General features: G+C 61.4%; 15 protein-coding genes. 10 read left to right on the forward strand and 5 right to left on the reverse strand.

Features of this window, described 5'->3' with window-relative positions; genetic code table 11:
• Positions 1-301: 301 nt before the first annotated feature.
• On the reverse strand, positions 302-1,870 hold the full coding sequence (locus tag LDL28_RS01235; protein WP_255662994.1) for a deoxyribodipyrimidine photo-lyase: 1,569 nt from the start codon (positions 1,868-1,870) through the stop codon (positions 302-304).
• Between LDL28_RS01235 and LDL28_RS01240 the strand changes: the two genes are divergently transcribed.
• Positions 1,869-3,032 (forward strand): glycosyltransferase family 2 protein, encoded by a 1,164-nt coding sequence (locus LDL28_RS01240; RefSeq protein WP_233056837.1) that lies wholly within the window; start codon positions 1,869-1,871, stop codon positions 3,030-3,032. The genes LDL28_RS01235 and LDL28_RS01240 overlap by 2 nt on opposite strands.
• Here the strand turns inward: LDL28_RS01240 and LDL28_RS01245 are convergent.
• The 3 genes from LDL28_RS01245 to LDL28_RS01255 are packed head-to-tail and all read right to left on the reverse strand — an operon-like array spanning position 2,972 to position 5,423.
• On the reverse strand, positions 2,972-3,592 hold the full coding sequence (locus LDL28_RS01245) for an SAM-dependent methyltransferase (protein ID WP_233056838.1): 621 nt from the start codon (positions 3,590-3,592) through the stop codon (positions 2,972-2,974). The genes LDL28_RS01240 and LDL28_RS01245 overlap by 61 nt on opposite strands.
• Positions 3,589-4,317 carry a PIG-L deacetylase family protein gene (locus tag LDL28_RS01250; protein WP_233056839.1) on the reverse strand — a complete coding sequence of 243 codons (729 nt, stop codon included), beginning with the start codon at positions 4,315-4,317 and terminating at the stop codon, positions 3,589-3,591. Before LDL28_RS01250 ends, LDL28_RS01245 begins: the two co-directional genes overlap by 4 nt.
• Entirely contained in the window at positions 4,314-5,423 is a 1,110-nt protein-coding gene (locus tag LDL28_RS01255) for an acyl-CoA dehydrogenase family protein (RefSeq protein ID WP_233056840.1), read from the reverse strand. The genes LDL28_RS01250 and LDL28_RS01255 overlap by 4 nt, the downstream gene beginning before the upstream one ends.
• Positions 5,424-6,060: 637 nt before the next feature.
• On the opposite strand from LDL28_RS01255, the gene LDL28_RS01260 reads away from it, so the two are divergent.
• The gene (locus LDL28_RS01260; RefSeq protein WP_233056841.1) at positions 6,061-6,957 is read left to right on the forward strand and encodes a fructose bisphosphate aldolase; all 897 of its coding nucleotides are present in this window, start codon (positions 6,061-6,063) and stop codon (positions 6,955-6,957) included.
• 99 nt (positions 6,958-7,056) lie between these two features.
• Here LDL28_RS01260 and LDL28_RS01265 read toward each other — a convergent pair whose 3' ends face one another.
• Positions 7,057-8,538, reverse strand: a complete 1,482-nt coding sequence (locus tag LDL28_RS01265; RefSeq protein ID WP_255662995.1) for a sugar porter family MFS transporter — start codon at positions 8,536-8,538, stop codon at positions 7,057-7,059.
• A gap of 619 nt (positions 8,539-9,157) precedes the next feature.
• Between LDL28_RS01265 and LDL28_RS01270 the strand changes: the two genes are divergently transcribed.
• From LDL28_RS01270 to rpiA, 8 genes are all read left to right on the forward strand, one after another.
• A complete protein-coding gene (locus LDL28_RS01270; RefSeq protein WP_233056842.1) occupies positions 9,158-9,439 on the forward strand; it encodes a hypothetical protein in 282 nt (93 codons plus the stop codon).
• Positions 9,440-9,566: 127 nt separating this feature from the next.
• Positions 9,567-11,687: a transketolase gene (tkt, locus tag LDL28_RS01275; RefSeq protein WP_233056843.1), complete on the forward strand. Its 2,121-nt coding sequence runs from the start codon at positions 9,567-9,569 to the stop codon at positions 11,685-11,687.
• Positions 11,688-11,774: 87 nt separating this feature from the next.
• Complete coding sequence (locus LDL28_RS01280; RefSeq protein ID WP_233056844.1) at positions 11,775-14,642, forward strand: bifunctional transaldolase/phosoglucose isomerase; 2,868 nt, start codon at positions 11,775-11,777, stop codon at positions 14,640-14,642.
• A gap of 116 nt (positions 14,643-14,758) precedes the next feature.
• Positions 14,759-15,760 (forward strand): phosphogluconate dehydrogenase (NAD(+)-dependent, decarboxylating), encoded by a 1,002-nt coding sequence (gene gnd / locus LDL28_RS01285; RefSeq protein ID WP_233056845.1) that lies wholly within the window; start codon positions 14,759-14,761, stop codon positions 15,758-15,760.
• Between the two features lie 108 nt (positions 15,761-15,868).
• Positions 15,869-17,401, forward strand: a complete 1,533-nt coding sequence (gene zwf, locus LDL28_RS01290; RefSeq protein WP_233056846.1) for a glucose-6-phosphate dehydrogenase — start codon at positions 15,869-15,871, stop codon at positions 17,399-17,401.
• A 50-nt stretch (positions 17,402-17,451) separates the two neighbouring features.
• The gene (locus LDL28_RS01295; protein ID WP_233056847.1) at positions 17,452-18,285 is read left to right on the forward strand and encodes a Cof-type HAD-IIB family hydrolase; all 834 of its coding nucleotides are present in this window, start codon (positions 17,452-17,454) and stop codon (positions 18,283-18,285) included.
• A complete protein-coding gene (gene pgl / locus LDL28_RS01300; RefSeq protein WP_233056848.1) occupies positions 18,278-19,027 on the forward strand; it encodes a 6-phosphogluconolactonase in 750 nt (249 codons plus the stop codon). Before LDL28_RS01295 ends, pgl begins: the two co-directional genes overlap by 8 nt.
• Positions 19,028-19,104: 77 nt before the next feature.
• Positions 19,105-19,809, forward strand: coding sequence for a ribose-5-phosphate isomerase RpiA (gene rpiA, locus LDL28_RS01305; protein WP_233056849.1), 705 nt, complete (start codon positions 19,105-19,107; stop codon positions 19,807-19,809).

The following is a 19,809-nucleotide window of genomic DNA, read 5'->3' on the forward strand; positions in this document are numbered from 1 at the left end:
AAAATGGTATAAATGCGATGCTGCCATGCGTAATAAATTACTTTTGCAAAAAATGTGATTTATACAATAATAATGATAATTAATGGATGTCATACATCATATGTCCAAATAGTGGATGGCATTGTGTGGACGCCACATAACGGCACAGGCCCTGATGACTTTGCCTGTATCGACCCCCAGGGCCATACTGGCTGATCGGGGTATGATAGCGACAGCTTCCGACAGGGCCTGTTGAGACATGGTATCCTGCCGGTCATCCATGCCCGTCACCATCTGGCCAAGGGTAATGGACAGGTAATTTTCAGGGGGTTGCGCCGCGTAACATTCGCCAGGCAGACAGGGCGCGATCCCGTGCCACCTCGTGACTGACGATCGGCGGCGGATACCCTTCGGCACCCCCAGCCAGCCATGGCGTATGGATATGCTTATCCGGCAGGCCAGACAGTTCCGGTACCCACGAGCGGATATAAGCGCCGGACGGATCGAATTTGCGGGACTGGATCAGTGGATTCATTATCCGGAAAAACGGTGCGGCATCGATGCCGGTCCCCGCGACCCATTGCCAGTTCATGCCGTTGCTGGCCGGATCGTAATCGACCAGCGTGTGGGCGAACCAGCGCTCGCCTTCCCGCCAGTCGATCAGCAGATGCTTCACCAGGAACGATGCGGCCACCATTCGCACCCGGTTATGCATCCAGCCCGTTTGCCATAATTGGCGCATGCCCGCATCCACCAGCGGGTAGCCGGTCAGACCACGCTGCCACGCACGCAGACCGGACGGGTCATGCCGCCATGCCATCATATCGAATTCCGGACGCAGGTTGCGCGAGACCAGATCGGGACAGCCAAACAGTACCGACCATGCAAAATCCCGCCAGCCCAGTTCCATCATGAATTTTGTCGCCCCACCTGACTGCGACCGTGCAACGACTGCCTCCCGAATCTGCGCTGGCGTAATATGACCCCAGCGCAGGAAAGGAGACAGGCGGGACGTCGCCGGTTGAGCCGGCATATCCCGATCATGTGCGTAATCCTCCAGCGGACCATCCACGAATGTCTCCAGGACCGTATGTGCCGAGACTTCGTCAGGGCGCCAGGCTTCGTCCAGCCCGTCGGTCCAGCCGGTTGCATGCATCTCCTGGCTGATCATGTCGGGATCGACCATCGGCGGCAGGCCAGCCTGGGCCGGAGTTGCAAATGTCAGCCGTTCCGGCGCCGGTAGCAACGGGCGTTCATGCCCCGCCTGACAGGCCGCACGCCAATAGGCGCCAAAAACACGATAAGGCTGTCCCGTCCGGGTCTGGATCGTCCACGGTTCATGCAATAAGGCGCCGGCAAAACTATGAACGGGAGTTCCCGCCGCCTTCAGCATGGTCTTCAGCCGTGTATCCGTCTCCTTTCCGCCCGGATCGTACCGCCGGTTCCAAAATACCGCCCGCGCCCGGGTTGCGGCCACCACCGCCGGTAGCACCCGGTTCGCTGACCCGCGAAAGACGTGCAACGCCCCATTACGCCGCCGCAGGGCTGCGTCAAACAACTCCAGTGCCCGGCCCAGCCACCAACGCGCCGCAACCTGTTCGGTCGCATCGTCAAGGATATAGATACATAGAACCGGCGCGCCGGTCGCCACCGCCGCACTCAGCGCCGCATTGTCCATCAGGCGGAAATCATGGCGAAACCAGACGATCACTGGAGAAGTCACAATAATCGGTTCCTTTCGCACATTTATTCCTTGTTGATTACAGTTAGCAGAACTCTGGCATTCGCCCAAACCAGCCGATATGGAACATGAGCCTGCCGTTACAGATACCCCATGCAACCGGGCTGTGGATTGGGCGTTCAGGACTTGCTCAGCTAAAGGGTCACCCATGCTTCCGGCCCGCCTCCGTATCCATCCACTCGTTGTGGCCATTCCCGTCCGTAATGAGGCGGAACGGATCAACACCTGCCTGTCCGCACTTGCCAGCCAGCGCGAAGCCCGCCTGACCCATGCGGTTCTGCTGCTCAATAATTGCACTGACAATACGCCATGTTGTGTACGCGATTATGCTGCACGGCTGCCTTTTGCCGTTTCGGTTATTGCGCGCACATATCCGCCGTCCATCGCCCATGTGGGCACCGCGCGACGCGAAGCCATGGAGATTGCGGCCCGGATCGCCGGCCCCGACGGCATCCTGTTCACGACCGATGCCGATGGCGCTCCATCCCCCGACTGGCTGGTCAACACACTCGCCGCCTTTGACAGGGGAGCCGACGCGGTATGTGGCCGTGCCGTGATCGACCCGGTGGAGGCGCTGTTGATTCCAGCGCATCTCCACCGTGATGACGAGGCGGAAAGTGCCTATGCCACGCTGCTGGACCGCATCCATGACCTGATCGACCCAGACCCGCATGACCCATGGCCACGCCATACGGAACATTCCGGGGCAAGTATTGCCGTAAGTGTTTCTGGCTGGGAACGGGCGGGCGGCATTCCCGCGCTGCCTTTGGGTGAAGACCGGGGCTTTCTGGCCGCGCTGCGCCGTGTGGATGCGGCCATTCGGCATGCGCCTGATGTGGTGGTGAGCGTATCGGGGCGCGTGCAGGGACGTGCCTCTGGCGGCATGGCCGATACCATGGCCCGCCGTCTGGTCCGGCAGGACGAAATGCTGGATGATACACTGGAACCCGCTGCCGACTGCCTGCGCCGGGCGCAGGCGCGCGCGCGACTGCGCGGCCTGTACGGCCTGCCCTCCGGCAGCGTGCCACGGCAGGCCGCGATAGGGCAGTTGGCGGATCGGTTGAAGCTGCCCCCCCGGCATGTGGCGGACATAGCGCGAAGCCCGTTTTTCGGTATGGCATGGGACAGGCTGGAGGCCGCGGCGGGCGCGGTACTGCGCCGCAGGCCAGTCAGGCGGGTCGATCTGGAGCGGGAGTTCCGGCAGGCCGAACGGATTGTGCGGCGTTTACTGGCGGCACGGGCTACGTCGCCTCATCCGGCACTCCCCAGTCCCGGCAGCCTGCTCCCGCCATTGAGCATGTCGAGCCGGTAATGGGGAAAGCGGCGGCCATGGATCACCCCTACACCTTCGGCGCGGCAGAAGGTTATGAAATGTTCGGCAGCCTCATCGCCATGGCATGGCGTATCGGTCTGTCCCGTCCAGTTTACCAGAATGATGGGTGCATCAGGCTTGCGTACATGCAGGCATCGGGCGGCAAGCTGGATGATATCGACACGTGAAAGGAAGTACAGCAGCTCGGAAACCATGATCAGGTCGCATGTATGCCGGGGCAGGGGCGGAAACGCGTCGGGCAACTGTCCATGATGGAACGATACTCCCGCCAGCCCCGCACAATGATGGCGTGCGCGCATAAGTGCGGTTTCAGCCACATCCACCGCCAGCACATGGTCGCATTGCCGTGCAAGCTGGGCGGTCATGACCCCGATGGAGCACCCCAGTTCCAGTGCCTGGCTGAAATGCAGGCCCGCCAGCAGGGTCAGCGTCTGGTGGTATTTGTCCTGTTCGTAGGCGCGCGTGCGGAACCCCCATGGGTCCGGGTGCTGTTGATACATCCTCTCGAATACAACGCGGGACCAGCTGGGGTTAGTCATGGTTCGACGAAAACCTCAAAATCCGTAATCAGCATGTCCAGCAGGGCGGCCGGCAGGCTGAAGCCGGTCGGGTCGTCGGTAATCAGGTGACCGTACTGGCTTTCATGCATCCCGATCGCACGCTGCTTTAGCGCGCGGTAGGGCGCAATATCCAGCAGCATGCCCGTAGGCAGGCGATGGTCGAGTTCCGTATCGGCGGGAAGCAGCCAGCCCCATACCGGATAGGCAAGCAGGGCTGTGCCGCAACGCCGTTGCAGGGCCACACCCATTTTCCATGTCGCTTCATGGTCACAATGGGGGTCGGCCCGCCATGGGGCGATGATGGTTGTGCATCCATGGGTCTGGAGCAGTTGCTCCAGATGGTTCACCACCTGCTCAAAAACGGGCCCTTCATGGGGGGTGGCCGCATCGGGCAGGCCCAGAAAGACCAGATGGTCGGGCGTAAGGCCCAGGCATGCGACCGCGCGCAGGGCCTCCGCCTGGCGTTGGGCCCGCAGGCGCGGCGGCGGCCACGCGCCCGAATGGGGGTGGGAGGCCGCCCCGTCGGTCACGATCACGACCAGCGGCGGCCGTCCCGCGGCGCAGCAGGCCGCAATCAGGCCACCACAGCCAAGGCTTTCATCATCCGCATGCGGCGCCAGAATCAGGGCCCGGCCCGGAACGATGGCCGACAGGGGCGCAGGCGGCAGGGTGCGCATTGCGGCCTGTATCACGACCGCCTTCATGGCGCGGCCTCCGTCTGGGGCAGGTCACGCCGGGTGAACCATTGGGCGGCTTCGGCTAATGCCTCATCTGGCGCGGGCTGGCGCAGATAGGTGGCAAGGTCACGATTCAGGCGCTCCACGATGTTTGTCCTGACAAAGGCGGAAAGTCCCAGCCCGCGCTGAACCACTTCAATCACATCCAGCCCCGCCCGTTCCACGGCGTGCCGCGCCAGATTGACGGTGGCCGTGATATCACCCGCCTCGTGACGGGTTTGCCCGGAGGCGATCAGGGCGGCCCTGCGTGTCCATAACAGGGCGGTTTCCGCCGCGATCAGCGCCGTGCCGATCCGGACCTGCTGGGCGGGGCTGTCAGCCCGCCCCCGTTCGACCAACTGGCCGCGCAGCAGGGTGGTAAGCCGTTCGATCCCGCCAAGGGCCACGGCCATGGCGCGCCATGCCCCGGCGGAGAATTCAGGCTGGCGCAGATAATCATCCGCCTGACCGATCAGCCCGTCCGCCTGCAGGACGGTGCCGTTGAAATCGTAGTTCCCGGTGCCCGCCCCACGCATGCCGGCAATCCCGTCCATGGAGGGATAGGCGGCATGGCCTGCATCCAGCGGGACCAGAAGCATCCGGGTCGTATTATCGCGCGCATGTGCCGTTACAAGCGCCCGCGTGACATGAAACGCACCGGAGGCCAGGATTTTCCTGCCCTGTAACATGATGGTGTCGCCCGACCATTCCATGCGCAGCGGTGTACCGCCCTCCGTGACCCAGACGCCAAACAGGGCCCCGTCATGCACATCTTCCGCCGCGCGGGCCAGTTGCTCGGTCGTTCCATAACGGGAGATCAGGCGGATGGCATTGACATGCCCCTCCACAATGCGCCCAAGCGACAGGCTGGCCTGTCCCGTCAGCCGCAGGAGATGCAGTAACCCCAGGGCGCCATCGGGTTCGGTGCCAAAACCGCAGCCGCCGAGCGTCCGCGGCAGAACCGCCGATAAAACACCCAGTTGCCGCAGGCGGCTCAGGCCGGACAGGGGAAACAGGGCCTGCGCGTCATTCGCGGTGGCTTCTTCCTCCAGTTCCGCGCGGCAGGCGGCCAAGGCTGCGAAGGGAAAGGTCATGAACCGCGCTATCCTTCCGGCTGGATGTCTGGCCTGCCGGGAATTTCGAACGGCAGGAAGCACGGGTCTCGCCCATGCCGGGAAACAATGCGGCAGGACACATGGGGTTCCCGTAATGTGACCGGTTCTGTCAACGGTCGCGGGATTTCCCTTTGCGTTCCGGCCGGATATGCTAGCCCGTGTGCCGCAGGGTAACGTCGACTTGAGGCCGCGCGACGTCGGTTGCGGCATGGTTCTTGTGCTTGAACGCGTGAATACCCATATCCATGGTCATAATGGACCTGCCATCGCACGACTCTGAAGTTCCCCCGCGCTCCCGACCGCATCATGCTTTCCCCCAGCCCGAAGCTGTATCTTCATCATGGAAATCAGGGTGCTGATGGGGTAGGTATATGCGGCCCGCTGAACAGGGGTACGAACCGGAGGGTATCTGCCAGATATGTAACCGCCCCAATCTGTCACTTACTGCATCGGGCCATCATTCAGCACCAGTGCAAGGCGGTTTGCATATTTTGTATTCACGTTTATTCACCTATATTTTAACTTGTTAATCAATGAACTCTGGGGACATTATATATAATGCTCAATCATCGTTTTGATGATATATAAGTATTAAAAGAAGGATGAATGAATAACCATGCCTGTTAATCAAATGCGTAAACACATGTCGGAAAGTGCGGGCTTTATCGCGGCCCTGGACCAGAGCGGCGGATCGACACCGGGCGCGCTCAGGCATTACGGCATTCCCGATAGTGCCTACAGCACCGATGCGCAGATGTTCGCCCTCATGCACGAAATGCGCGTAAGGGTCATTACCGCCCCCGCATTTACAGGGAAAAAGGTTATCGCGGCCATCCTGTTCGAGCAGACCATGAACGGGCTGGTAAAGGAGACGCCGGTCCCGACCTATCTATGGCAGGAGAAGGGCGTTGTCCCGTTCCTGAAGGTTGACAAGGGGCTGGAAGCCGAAGCGGGGGGCGTCCAGTTGATGAAGCCCATCCCCAATCTGGAAGCACTGCTTGGTCAGGCGATCAGCAAGGGGATTTACGGCACGAAGGCCCGCTCCGTCATCCGCCTGCCCGAGCCCGAAGGCGTGGCGGCGATCGTGAAGCAGCAGTTTGGCCTTGCGCAGCAGATTGCGGACCGGGGCCTTGTGCCCATCATGGAGCCTGAAGTCCTGATCAAAAGCCCGGACAAGGCCGGTGCGGAAGCCCTGCTGCATGATGAACTGCGCCGTGGGCTCGATGCGCTGCCCGGCGACTATCAGGTCATGATCAAGGTCTCGATCCCGGAAAAGGCCGATCTCTACCTTGACCTGATCAAGCACCCGCGTGTGCAGCGTGTGGTGGCGCTTTCGGGTGGTTACCCGCGTGATGAAGCCTGCCAGCGCCTGTCGGCCAACCATGGCATGATCGCCAGCTTCTCGCGCGCGTTGCTGGAAGATCTGCGTTACACCATGACCGATGTGGAATTCGATGCGGCCCTCGCGAAGTCCATCGACCAGATATTCAAGGCTTCTACCCAGAAAGCCTGAAACACGATCCATGCCCCGGCAGCACGATAGCACCGGGGCGGACAGTACAGAAAACGGCTTCCAGGGTTCTGGAAGCCGTTTTCTGTGTCTGCGATCCATTCACGAAGAAGGATGTGTGGATACCTCGGATGCACGTGGCAGGGCGCGCGCGCCCAGATCACGCAGGGGCCAGCCCGCAAGCAGGTGGGATTCAATATCCTCCAGCGAGACCCCCTTCGTTTCCGGCACGTAAAGCAGTGTGATCCCGATAAACAGGGCATTCATCGCGGCGAACAGCCAGAATGTATGGGCCTCCCCCAGCGTGTCGAGCACGCTGAGGAAGGTATTGCTGACAGCCCAGTTGGTGGCCCAGTTGGTAAAGGTGGAACACACAATGCCGAAGTCACGGCCACGCAGGGGCTGGATCTCGGCGCATAATGTCCATACCAGCGGCCCCGCGCCAATGGCGAAGCCCAGGACGAACACCAGCAGTGACCCGACCATGGCAATCTGGGCCATGGTGTCATGCCCGCCATAGGCAACCAGCCCGCCTGCCAGCAGCATGCTGCCCGTCATGATGGCGCAGCTCAGCAGCAGGAGCGGCCGGCGGCCCCACCGGTCAACGGTAACGATCGCGACACATGTGGCGACAAGATTGATCAGCCCGATCAGGGCCGTGGCCCAGCCTGCGGCGGACGCGCCGAAATTGGCGGCCTGAAAGACCTTGGGCGCGTAATACATCAGTACGTTGATGCCAGTAAGCTGCTGCATGACCTGCAACACGATACCCAGCCCGACCGAGCGCCGGAAATTGGCGTTATGACGGAAAAAGGATAGGCCCTCTGACCGGCCGCGGGTCAGTTCGGTGGCAATGTCGGATATTTCCCGGTCGGCCTGCTGGGGGGTGGGGCGCAGGTAGCGCATGACCTTGCGCGCCCGCGCGTTCTCTCCACGCATCATGAGCCAGCGCGGGCTGTCAGGCAGGAACAGGCACCCGATAAGGAATACGGTGGCGGGCACCGTCATGAGCCCCAGCATCCACCGCCAGTGCGCGCCATCCGCCAGCATGCCATCGGTTACGTAGGACAGGAAAATGCCGCCCGTCATCATTAGCTGGTAGCATGCGATCATGGAGCCGCGCTGGGCTACGGCCGAGACTTCGGAAATGTAGAGGGGCGCCGTGAAGGCGGCTATTCCCACGGCAAAACCCAAAAAAATCCGCCCGATGATGAGTATGGCAACGGAAGGGGCAAGCGCGCTGACCAATGAGCCGACCAGAAAGAGCAGGGATGAACCCAGCAGCGCGCGCCTGCGACCAAAGCGGAAGGATATCGTACCGGCAATCAGCGACCCGACGGCCGCCGCCGCCATCATGGAGGAGACGATCCATTCCTGTGTGCGGGGTGATGCGTTGAAATCATTACCGATAAAGCGCAGCGCGCCGGCGATTACCCCCGTATCCAGCCCGAACATGAGACCGGCAAGGGCCGCCAGCACACCCACGACAATGGCATGTCCCGGCGAGGGCGCGCTCATGGATGGCGCTCTGGCCTGCGGGGATACATGGGTCACGTCATGATCAACCAAGTCTTCTTCGGGCATTGAGCGGTACCTTCTCTTTTTATTTATTGAAATACGCCTGTCCTGCTGTACGATTTCCACATACGCCCCCGGACAGTCGGGACCGGTAGTGATGAATGGCGGGTAGTCACGGACGCTGGTATGGATGCATCAATGCATATATTGCCCCATTCCGGACAATATATATGAAGCGGATCCCCAACATTTTTCTGTGACTGAAATATTTAATATTTTTATATAAAATAGAAAAAAAGATTAATAATGGCGGGAAGCCACCCATCTGTCGGTCCCCGTGGCTGCCACTTTTGCGGGGCGGGCGCGAACGGACGCGTCCCGATGGTGCCCGGAATGTGTTATGTGAAAATAGCATCGCTGATATAAGTAACGGTATTGGCATAATAATAAGAGTCGGATGCCTGATTGAATTCGGTACCTAAATGTATTTTAAATGTGGATATATTATATCCAATAATCCTAAAAATATATTCGATTCCTTGCGTTGGTTATTTCATGATGGGTCCGTGACGCACATATTTTTGTGTACGAAGCCGGTATTCGGGTCCATTTCACAGGGCCGGAACCGTCTCTCTCCCATTGCTCCATTCGCCCCGCATGCTGCGCAAAAAGTACGGAAAACCGTATGTTTCGTGTTGCTGACACGCCTTTTCGCATTCCCATAACAGCATATGAAAAATGTATGGCCATGCGCGGACAGAATAAATCCGTATCAAGCAGTCGTGATTGGGCGAGGGTGGTATTGGGAAAGAATCAGGACTTCAATACAGGAACTGCCGCGCCGGACATGACGGCCTGTTCATATCAAGAAACCGCAAGACTGAATCAATTGCAGCCGGATTTCTGGTTATATTGGGAAGATGTCAGCGCATCAGTTCCTGTACTGTCATGGATGGCAGCAGGGTAATGGATCTCGGCACAGGTATGTGACGTACGTGGCATGCAGGTATGACCGGATGGAAGCATCCCCCCATGCCGTTCCATGTAACGCCCGTAGCGAACAGGGCTGGCCGTGACAATGGAGGACGGTTTTTATGCGTTCATTATTTCCTTGTCCCGCATGGGCACCCGATGGTGCCGGAAATGCACGGGCGGATATTGATACCCTCTGCATCAATACAATCCGTACACTGGCCATGGATGCGGTACAGAAAGCCAATTCCGGCCACCCGGGCACCCCGATGGCGCTGGCCCCACCAGCCTACGCATTATGGCGCGAGGTCCTGAATTACGATCCGGCCAACCCCCTATGGCCCAACCGGGACAGGTTTGTGCTGTCCATCGGCCACGCCTCCATGCTGCTTTATTCGCTGATCTATCTCGCCGGTATTCGCGACGTGAAGGATGGGCGCGTGATGGCGGACACGCCGTCTCTCACCCTGGCTGACCTAAAGCAGTTCCGCCAGCTCAATTCCCGCACCCCCGGCCACCCGGAATATGGGCATACCAGCGGCGTGGAGACCACCACCGGTCCGCTGGGGCAGGGATGTGGCAATTCGGTTGGCATGGGCATTGCCCAGAAATGGCTGGCCGCGCATTTCAACCGGCCCGGCTTTGAGTTGTTCGATTATCATATCTACACATTCTGCGGCGATGGCGACAACATGGAGGGGGTATCAAGCGAAGCCGCCTCCATCGCGGGGCACCTGAAGCTCGGCAACCTGACATGGATTTACGACAGCAACCACATTTCCATCGAGGGCAATACCCGCATCGCCTTTACCGAGAGCGTGCACAAACGTTTCGAGGCCTATGGCTGGCATGTCCTTGAACTCAAGGATGCCAACGACACCGGGGATTTCCGCCGCCTGCTGGCCGAGGCGAAGGCCGAGACATCCCGCCCGACGCTGATCATCGTGCATTCCATCATCGGGTGGGGTTCACCGCACAAGGCGGGCACGGCAGCGGCCCATGGCGCCCCGCTGGGGGTGGAGGAAATCCGCGAGACCAAGAAATTCTACGGCTGGCCGGAAGACAAGAGCTTCTATGTGCCGGACGGCGTGCCCGAACATTTCCAAAAAGGCATCGCCACGCGCGGGGCCGCCGCCAGCAAGGCATGGTACGAACTGCTGGCGCGCTACCGCAAGGCGCATCCGGACCTGGCCGCCGAACTTGACCTTGTTCTGTCCGGAAAGCTGCCCGAAGGCTGGAACAGCCAGATCAGCGATTTTCCCGCCGACCCGAAGGGCCTTGCCTCACGCGCCAGTTCCGCCACGGTGCTCAATCAGGTCGCGGCCCGCTATCCATGGATGATTGGCGGATCGGCCGACCTGTCACCCTCCACCAAGACGCACCTGACATTCGATGGCGCGGGTGATTTCCAGCCCCCGCAATGGGGCGGCACCTATGGCGGGCGCAACCTGCATTTCGGTGTGCGCGAACATGCCATGGGTTCGATCTGCAACGGGCTGGCGCTGTCCTACCTGCGGCCCTACTGCTCGGGCTTCTTCATCTTCTCCGATTACATGAAGCCGCCCATCCGCCTTGCCGCGCTGATGAAGCTGCCGGTGCTGTATATCTTCACCCATGATTCCATCGGGGTGGGGGAAGACGGCCCGACCCACCAGCCCATCGAGCAGCTTGCCCAGCTCCGCGCCACGCCGGGGGTCACGCTCATCCGCCCGGCGGACGCCAATGAGGTGGCGGAGGCCTGGCGCACCCTTGTCACGCTGGTTGACCGCCCCACCGTGCTGGTGCTGACGCGCCAGAACCTGCCCACCCTGTGCCGCAGAACCTATGCGCCCGCGACGGGTCTGGCGAAGGGGGCCTACGTGCTGGCCGATAACAGCAGCGGCACGCCCGATGTCATTCTCATGGCCACGGGCAGCGAGGTCGGGCTGATCGTCAAGGCGTTCGAACAGCTCGGGGCGGAAGGGGTAAAAGCCCGTATCGTCTCCATGCCCTCATGGGATCTGTTCGAGGCCCAGCCCCAGTCCTACCGCGATAGCGTGCTGCCGCCGGATGTGAGTGCGCGCGTGGCGGTGGAACAGGGCGCGCGCCTTGGGTGGGAACGCTATGTCGGCCTGCGCGGCGCGACCATCGTGATGCACACATTCGGCGCCTCGGCCCCGGCGGGTGAGTTGGAGGTCAAGTTCGGCTTCACGGTGGAAGCCGTACTGGCCGAAGCCCGCAGGCAACTCGCCGCCGCGCGCTGAACAGGGCGCATAACCGCAATAAGACCGGGCCGCCATCGCGCACTTCCTGCGTGACGGCGCGCCGTGGGAATACAGAGGAAACATATCATGGCAGCATATGAAGCCGGTACCGGTGAAGCCGCGAACCCGCTGAAGCAACTGGCCCGCTATGGCCAGTCACCCTGGCTGGACTTTATCCAGCGTTCCTATACCGAAAGTGGCCAGTTGAAAAAGCTGGTGGATGAAGACGGACTGAAGGGCGTGACCTCCAACCCGTCGATCTTCCAGAAGGCCATGGGCCACGGAACCGATTACGATCCGCAGATCCGCCAGATCCTTGAACACCAGATCGTTGACGCCGGAACCCTGTATGAGACACTGGCAATCCATGACATCCGTGCCGCGGCCAAGGTGCTGCACCCGGTCTATGAAGAGACCCGGAAGGTGGACGGCTACGTGAGCCTTGAGGTCTCGCCCTATCTGGCGCGCGATACCAAGGCCACGATTACGGAGGCCCGTCGGCTGTGGCTCGCCGTGAACGCGCCCAACCTCATGATCAAGATTCCCGGAACGGATGAGGGCGCGCCCGCGGTGCACGCCGCCATCGCGGAGGGGATCAATGTCAACGTAACCCTGCTGTTTTCACTCAGCGCCTACAAGAAAGTGGTCGAAGCCTATATCGCCGGGCTGGAGGACCGCCTTGCGCGTGGCGAGAGTGTCGCGGGGATTGCGAGTGTCGCTTCCTTCTTCGTCAGCCGCATCGATGTGAAGATCGACAAGGAAATCGACGACCGTGTTGCCGCGGGAGACAGGGAATCCGCCAGCCTGAAGGCCCTGCGTGGCAAGGTCGCCATCGCCAACGCCAAGCAGGCCTATGAATATTGGCAGACCGTTATAAAGAGCGCGCGGTGGCAGAAACTGGCGAAGGCCGGCGCCATGCCGCAGCGCCTGCTCTGGGCCAGCACCAGTACGAAGGACAAGACCTTCAGCGACGTGCTGTACGTGGACGGGCTGATCGGCCCCGAGACCGTCAACACCATTCCGCCCGCCACCTTCGATGACTTCCGCGATCATGGCAGGGTGGCCGAGACCCTGACACAGGATCTGGCGGGCGCGCACAAGGTCATCAGTGAAGCCCGACGCCTTGGCCTTGATCTGGACGGCGTGACCCGGACATTGGTGGATGAGGGCGTACGTGGTTTCGAGGATGCGTTTGACGCCCTGCTCGGCGCGATCGCGGCCAAGCAGGCGGCATTTCTGGGGCGCAAGGTCACCACAACCACACTGAACCTGCCTGCCGGTCTTGACGCGGCGGTCAGGAATGAACTGGAGGTATGGCGCAAGGCAGGCAATGTCCGCCGTGTGTGGCAACACGACGCCACGCTGTGGACGGGCCGGGACGAGGCAAGCTGGCTGAAATGGCTGACGATCGTCGATGACCAGCGTCTCGCGCTGTCGAAGTTCGAGGAATTCCAGGCGGAAGTAAAGGCGCGCGGTTTCCGTGATGCGCTGCTGCTGGGCATGGGGGGATCCAGCCTCGGGCCGGAAGTCCTGTCCGTGACATTCGGCAGGCATGAAGGCTTCCCGCATCTCCATGTCCTTGACAGCACGGACCCGCAGCAGATCAGGGATTTCCAGGACAGGATCGATATTTCCAAAACCCTGTTCATCGTCTCGTCCAAGTCGGGCGGCACGCTGGAGCCGAACATCCTCAAGGCCTATTTCTTCGATCAGGCGAAAAAGGTGCTGGGCGACAAGGTGGGATCCCACTTCATCACCGTGACCGACCCCGGCTCCCACATGGAAGACGTGGCGAAGAAGGATGGGTTCTGGAAAATTTTCTATGGCGATAAACAGATCGGTGGCCGCTACTCCGTGCTGTCCGATTTTGGCATGGTGCCCGCCGCTGTCGCTGGCCTGCCGCTGAAAGGCTTGCTGGACTCTGCCCTGCGTGGCGAAAAATCCTGTGCCGCCTCGGTCCCGCCCGCGCAGAATCCCGGCGTGGTGCTGGGCAGCGTGCTGGGTGTGGCCGCACGCTCGTTCGGTCGTGACAAGGTGACACTCCTTGCCTCCCCCGCCATTTACGACATGGGCGCGTGGCTGGAGCAGTTGCTGGCGGAATCGACGGGCAAGGACGGCAAGGGCCTGATCCCCATCGATGGCGAAACAGCGGGGCCGGCCTCGGTCTATGGCAAGGACCGTGTATTCATTTACCTGCGCCTGAGCGAAAAACCGTGCGAGACGCAGGACGCGGCGTTCAGGAAGCTGATTGCGGCGGGCGAGCCGGTCGTGACCATTGAACTGCACGACAGGTACCAGATTGCCGAGGAATTCTTCCGCTGGGAGTTCGCCACCGCCGTCGCCGGTTCGATCATCGGCATCAACGCCTTCAACCAGCCCGATGTCGAGGCCTCGAAGATCGAGACCAAGAAGATCACCACCGCCTATAACGAAACCGGCAGGCTGCCGCCCTATGAACCCTTTGCTAAGGATGGAAGCTTCGCCTTCTATGCCGACCCGAAAAACGCGGCGGCGCTGAAGGGCGGCAAGACGGCGGAAGGCATCCTGAAGGCCCATTTCGCCCGCGGCAAGGCGGGTGATTACGTGGCGCTGCTGGCCTATATCGACCGTGACACGGCAACGCGCGAATGGATCCAGAAGGTCCGGCTGGACGTGCGTGATGCGCTGAAGGTCGCCACGGCCGCCGAATTCGGCCCGCGCTTCCAGCATTCGACCGGGCAGGCGTACAAGGGCGGCCCCAACACGGGCGTCTTCCTGCAGATCACCTGCGATGATGAGGTGAACCTGCCGGTGCCGGGGGAGAAATATACCTTCAGCATCGTGAAGGAAGCCCAAGCGCGCGGGGATCTGGAAGTGCTGGGTGAACGGGGCCGCCGTGTCCTGCGGGTGCATATCCATGGTGAGCTGAAATCCGGCCTCGAGAAACTGGCGCAGGCCATCAAGGCAGCGGTCTGATCGGGGATCGGGCCAGCCCCGTCATGCCCATAGGTCATGACGGGGCCTGTTTTTTCACCAGCCCGGGCATGGGCTGAAGCGCAGGGCAAGGCCCTGTAGCGGGAGTAGTGACAGTTATGCAGATTGGTATAGTGGGACTGGGTAAAATGGGTGGCAACATTGCTACGCGCCTGACACGCCACGGGCACGACGTGGTGCTTTATGACCGGGACCCGGCCGTCATTTCCAAGGTGGGCGCGCAGGCCGTGGCCGGAAAGACCATCGCTTCATCCGGCCTGAAGGACATGGTGTCCAAATTGACATCCGGCCGCCGGATCATCTGGCTCATGCTGCCAGCGGGCCATGTGACCGAAACCGCGGTGGAGGAACTGGGCGGCCTGCTGGGCCGCAATGACATCCTGATCGATGGCGGCAATTCCTTTTACAAGGATGACCTCCGCCGTGCGGCCGCACTCGCTGCGAAAGGCATCCATTACATTGATGTTGGCACCTCGGGCGGCGTGTGGGGGCTGGAGCGCGGCTACTGCATGATGTACGGCGGCAGCAAGGACGCCACCGACCATGTGGATCCCATCCTGTCCGCGCTTGCGCCGGGGCTGGGTGACATTCCGCGCACGCCGGGCCGTGACAAGCCCGGCTTCGACCCCCGTGCCGAACAGGGCTACCTGCATTGTGGCCCCGCCGGTTCCGGCCATTTCGTGAAGATGGTCCATAACGGCATCGAATACGGCATCATGCAGGCCTTTGCCGAGGGCTTCCATGTCATGATGTCCAAGAACTCGACCGAACTGCCCGAAGACCAGCGTTTCGACCTGAACATGACCGACATTGCCGAGGTCTGGCGGCGTGGCAGCGTGGTGTCCTCGTGGTTGCTGGACCTTTCGGCCCGCGCGCTGGCGGGCAACCCCGACCTGTCCAACTACAAGGGCGACGTGGCGGATTCCGGCGAGGGGCGCTGGACCATCGAGGCCGCGATCGAGGAAGCGGTACCCGTCCCGGTCATGTCGGAGGCCCTGTTCACACGCTTCCGCTCCCGCACCGGCAACAACTTCGCCGAGAAGATGCTGTCGGCCATGCGCTTTGGCTTTGGTGGCCATATCGAAGGCACGAACAACTGATGCCGCGCGCCTGATAACGCACCCGGCCGGCATGACCATGCTGGCACCATAACGACCACGGGCAATCCGGCCGGGTTTCATACTTTTAAAAGTTCAGGGAGAAGCAGGATGGAAAGCATTATTGCCTCCGCGTCATCGCAGATTGACGATGCGCGGCATGAAAACATGCCGCGCCGTGGGCCACCGGGCGTATTTGTCATATTTGGCGGTGGGGGCGACCTGACACACCGGCTGCTCGTTCCCGCAATCTATAACCTGGCTGGCGCGGGACTGCTGGATAGCGATTTTTCGATCATCATGGTGGACTGGGCGGACATATCGCCAGACCAGTTGCGGCAGGACTTTCATGATTCCCTGGAAAACTTCGTAACCAGTCGCGGCACCGAAGCCGTCGCGCTGCACGGGGATGTGTGGAAGCGGCTGGCGTCGCGTATCGATTATGTCCGTGGTTCATTCGAGGACGGGGCGACCTACGACACCCTTGCCAAGAAAACCGCGAACAGGAACTGCATCTTTTACCTTGCGGTCGCCGCACGTTTTTTTGGCACGATTGTCGATCATCTGGGGCAGTCGGGACTGGCGCGTGAAACAGGTGGCGTTTTCCGTCGCGTCATCATCGAAAAGCCTTTCGGCAGCGATCTCGCCTCCGCCGTGGCGCTGAACGCGCGCCTGCTCAGGAACCTTGATGAGCGCCAGATCTATCGCATCGATCATTACCTGGGCAAGGAAACGGTCCAGAACATTCTGGCCCTGCGCTTTTCCAACGGATTTTTCGAGCCGTTATGGAACCGCGACAATATAGATCATGTCCAGATCACCGCCGCCGAGACGGTGGGCGTGGAACAGCGCGCCAAATTCTACGAAGGCACGGGCGCCGTGCGTGACATGGTGCCCAACCACGTCATGCAGTTACTGGCGATGACGGCGATGGAAGCCCCCATCTCCTTCGATGCCGATGCCGTGCGTGACGAGAAGACCAAGGTGCTGAAGGCCATTCATACACTCCAGCGCCACGACGTGGTGCGGGGGCAATATACGGCCGGTACGATAAAGGGGCAGCCCGTTGCGGGATACCGTGAGGAACCGGGCGTGGACCCCCATTCCGGTACGGAAACCTATGTTGCGATGAAGCTCCAGATCGATAACTGGCGCTGGGCTGGCGTGCCGTTTTACGTACGCACGGGCAAGCGGCTGGCGGCGCGCAAGACGGAAGTCGCGATCCATTTCAAGTCCGCCCCCTATGCGCTGTTCCGTGATACGCCCGTGGATAAACTGACGCCCAACATCATGATGCTGCATATCCAGCCCACCGAAGGGGTGACCATGCAGTTTTCCGCCAAAATTCCCGGCCCTACCGTGCATCTGGGCGGGGTGCGGATGAAATTCGATTATTCCGAATGGTTCCATGAAGGGCCCAGCACCGGCTACGAGACGCTGATCTACGACTGCATGATCGGTGATGCGACGCTGTTCCAGCGCGCGGACAATATCGAGGCCGGATGGCGCGTCGTCCAGCCTGCCCTGGAATGGGGACAGGATCCCGCATCCCTGAACGTTTACCCGGCCGGGTCCGAAGGGCCGAAAGCCGCCGATGACCTGCTGGCGCGCGATCACCGTCACTGGCTGAAGATCGGATCATGACAATGCGCGCCATCATTTGGAAAAACACAGGGATCGGGGAGTAACGGAACATGACATCAACACGGACACCAGCCGTGCCTGGAACGGACATACGCCTTGTACTGGCGGATGTGGATGGCACCCTGGTCACGAAAGACAAGATCCTGACCCCGCGCGCGATCCGCGCCGTGGCGCGCCTGCGTGAGCGCGGTATCCTGTTCACCATCACCAGCGGCCGCCCGCCCAAGGGCATGAAGATGGTCATCGACCCGCTTGAAATTTCCGAGCCGATCGCAGGCTTCAATGGCGGCATGATGGTCAGGCCCGACTTTACCGTGATCGAGGCGCGGACCCTGCCCGCCGATACGGCGCGCCGGGTCATCGGTATCATCCGCGACCACAAGGCGGACCCGTGGGTCTATAACGGCAATGACTGGATCGTCTCGAACAGCGAGGCCCCGCATGTCGCGCGCGAACAGTGGACCGTGAAATTCCCGCCCGTGGTGGGGAAGGTGGACGAAAAGCTGGACCAGGTGGTCAAGATTACCGGGGTGAGCGACGACCTTGCGCTGATGAAGCGCCTTGAGCATGACCTCCAGCAGGCGCTGGGCGATACGGCCTCCGCCGCCCTGTCGCAGCCCTATTACGTGGATGTGACCAACCGCGACGCGAACAAGGGCGGCGTGGTGATGACGCTCGAACGCCTGCTGGGCATCCCCGCCGCGCAGATGGTCACGCTGGGCGACCAGCCCAATGACGTGCTGATGTTCCGCAAGAGCGGCATGTCCATCGCCATGGGGCAGGCCAGCGCGGAGGTGCAGGCACAGGCGACCCATGTCTCGACATCGTGCGAGGAGGAAGGGTTCGCCAACGGGATCGAGAAATACGTGCTGGGAGATGCATGACATGACAGGCGGACATGACGTGAAGACGGGGGCGATGGTGGTCCTGCCGGATGGGGAAGCCATCGCGCAGCACATGGCGAAATGGCTGACCGGACAGGCGCTGGCCAAACAGGACGGCCCGTTCGTGCTGGCGCTGTCGGGGGGCTCCACGCCCAAGCGGCTGTACCAGATTCTGGCCTCGGCCGACTATCGCGACCGCTTCCCGTGGGCGCGCACGCAGTTCTTTTTTGGCGATGAACGCTTCGTGCCGCCGGGCGATGCGGCCAGCAACTACCACATGGTCGAGACCGAGATGCTGGCCCATGTGCCGGTGCCGGCGCAGAATGTGCATCCCATGCCCACCTCGGGCGACCCGGCGCAGGCGGCGGCCCGCTACCAGGCGGAACTGGAAAAGGTCTATGGTGGTACCACGCTGGAAGCCGGGCGGCCGCTGTTTGACGTGGTGATGCTGGGCCTGGGCGATAACGGGCATACCGCCTCGCTCTTCCCGCGCCAGCCGGTGCTGGAGGAACGCAGGCTGTGGGTCTCGACCTGCGTGCCCGACGATGCGCCGCATACGCGCCTGACCCTGACCTACCCCGCCATCCATTCCAGCCGCCATGTGGTGTTCATGCTGGCCGGGGCGGGCAAGCGCGCCGCGTTCGCGAAGGTGCGCGCGGGCGACCCGACGGAACCCGCCAGCCATATCACCACCGAGGGTGAACTCATCTGGCTTATGGACACGGCGGCGGCGGGGCAGTGAGCTACATGAACGCGCCCGCACGGTCATCGGCGCACATGACGGGTACAGCCAGCCAGAAGGATAGCAGGAACGCAGACATGACAAGCCAGATAAGTGACCCCCGCGAGGAACTGAAACGACAGGCCGCGATCGAGGCCGCATCCATGGTTCAGGACGGCATGGTGGTCGGCCTGGGTTCGGGCACCACCTCCGCCTACATGATCGACGAACTGGGCCGGCGCTGGGCCGAAGGGCTGCGGTTTTCCGCCATCCCCACTTCGGAACGTTCGGCCGAGCAGGCCCGGTCGCACGGGATCAGGCTGGTGACATTCGCGGCCCATCCCCGGATCGACCTTGATATCGATGGCGCGGATGAAGTGGAGATGGGCACGCTCAACCTGATCAAGGGGCGGGGCGGGGCGCTGTTTCGTGAGAAGATCGTGGCCGCGGCGTCGCGCCGGTTCGTGGTGGTCGTGGATGGAAGCAAGCTGGTCAAACGGCTTGGCCACCACATGCCCGTACCTGTGGAGGTGACAACCTTCGGCTGGGAAATGACGTCCGCCCGGCTGGAATCCCTTGGGGCGCGTGCGGTATTGCGGGTGGATCCGCAGGGTAAGCCATTCGTAACCGACGGTGGCAACCTGATCCTGGATTGCAATTTCGGGGAAATCGCGGATTCCGTGGCGTTGGCAAGGCGGATCCGCTCCATTGTGGGCGTGATTGAAAGTGGCCTGTTCATTGGCCGTACGTCTGAAGTCATCGTCGCGGGTGAGGACGGCCTGAAGCATCTCACGGCCGGATAA

Origin of the sequence: Komagataeibacter sp. FNDCR2, assembly GCF_021295395.1 — a bacterium.
GTDB lineage: Bacteria > Pseudomonadota > Alphaproteobacteria > Acetobacterales > Acetobacteraceae > Komagataeibacter.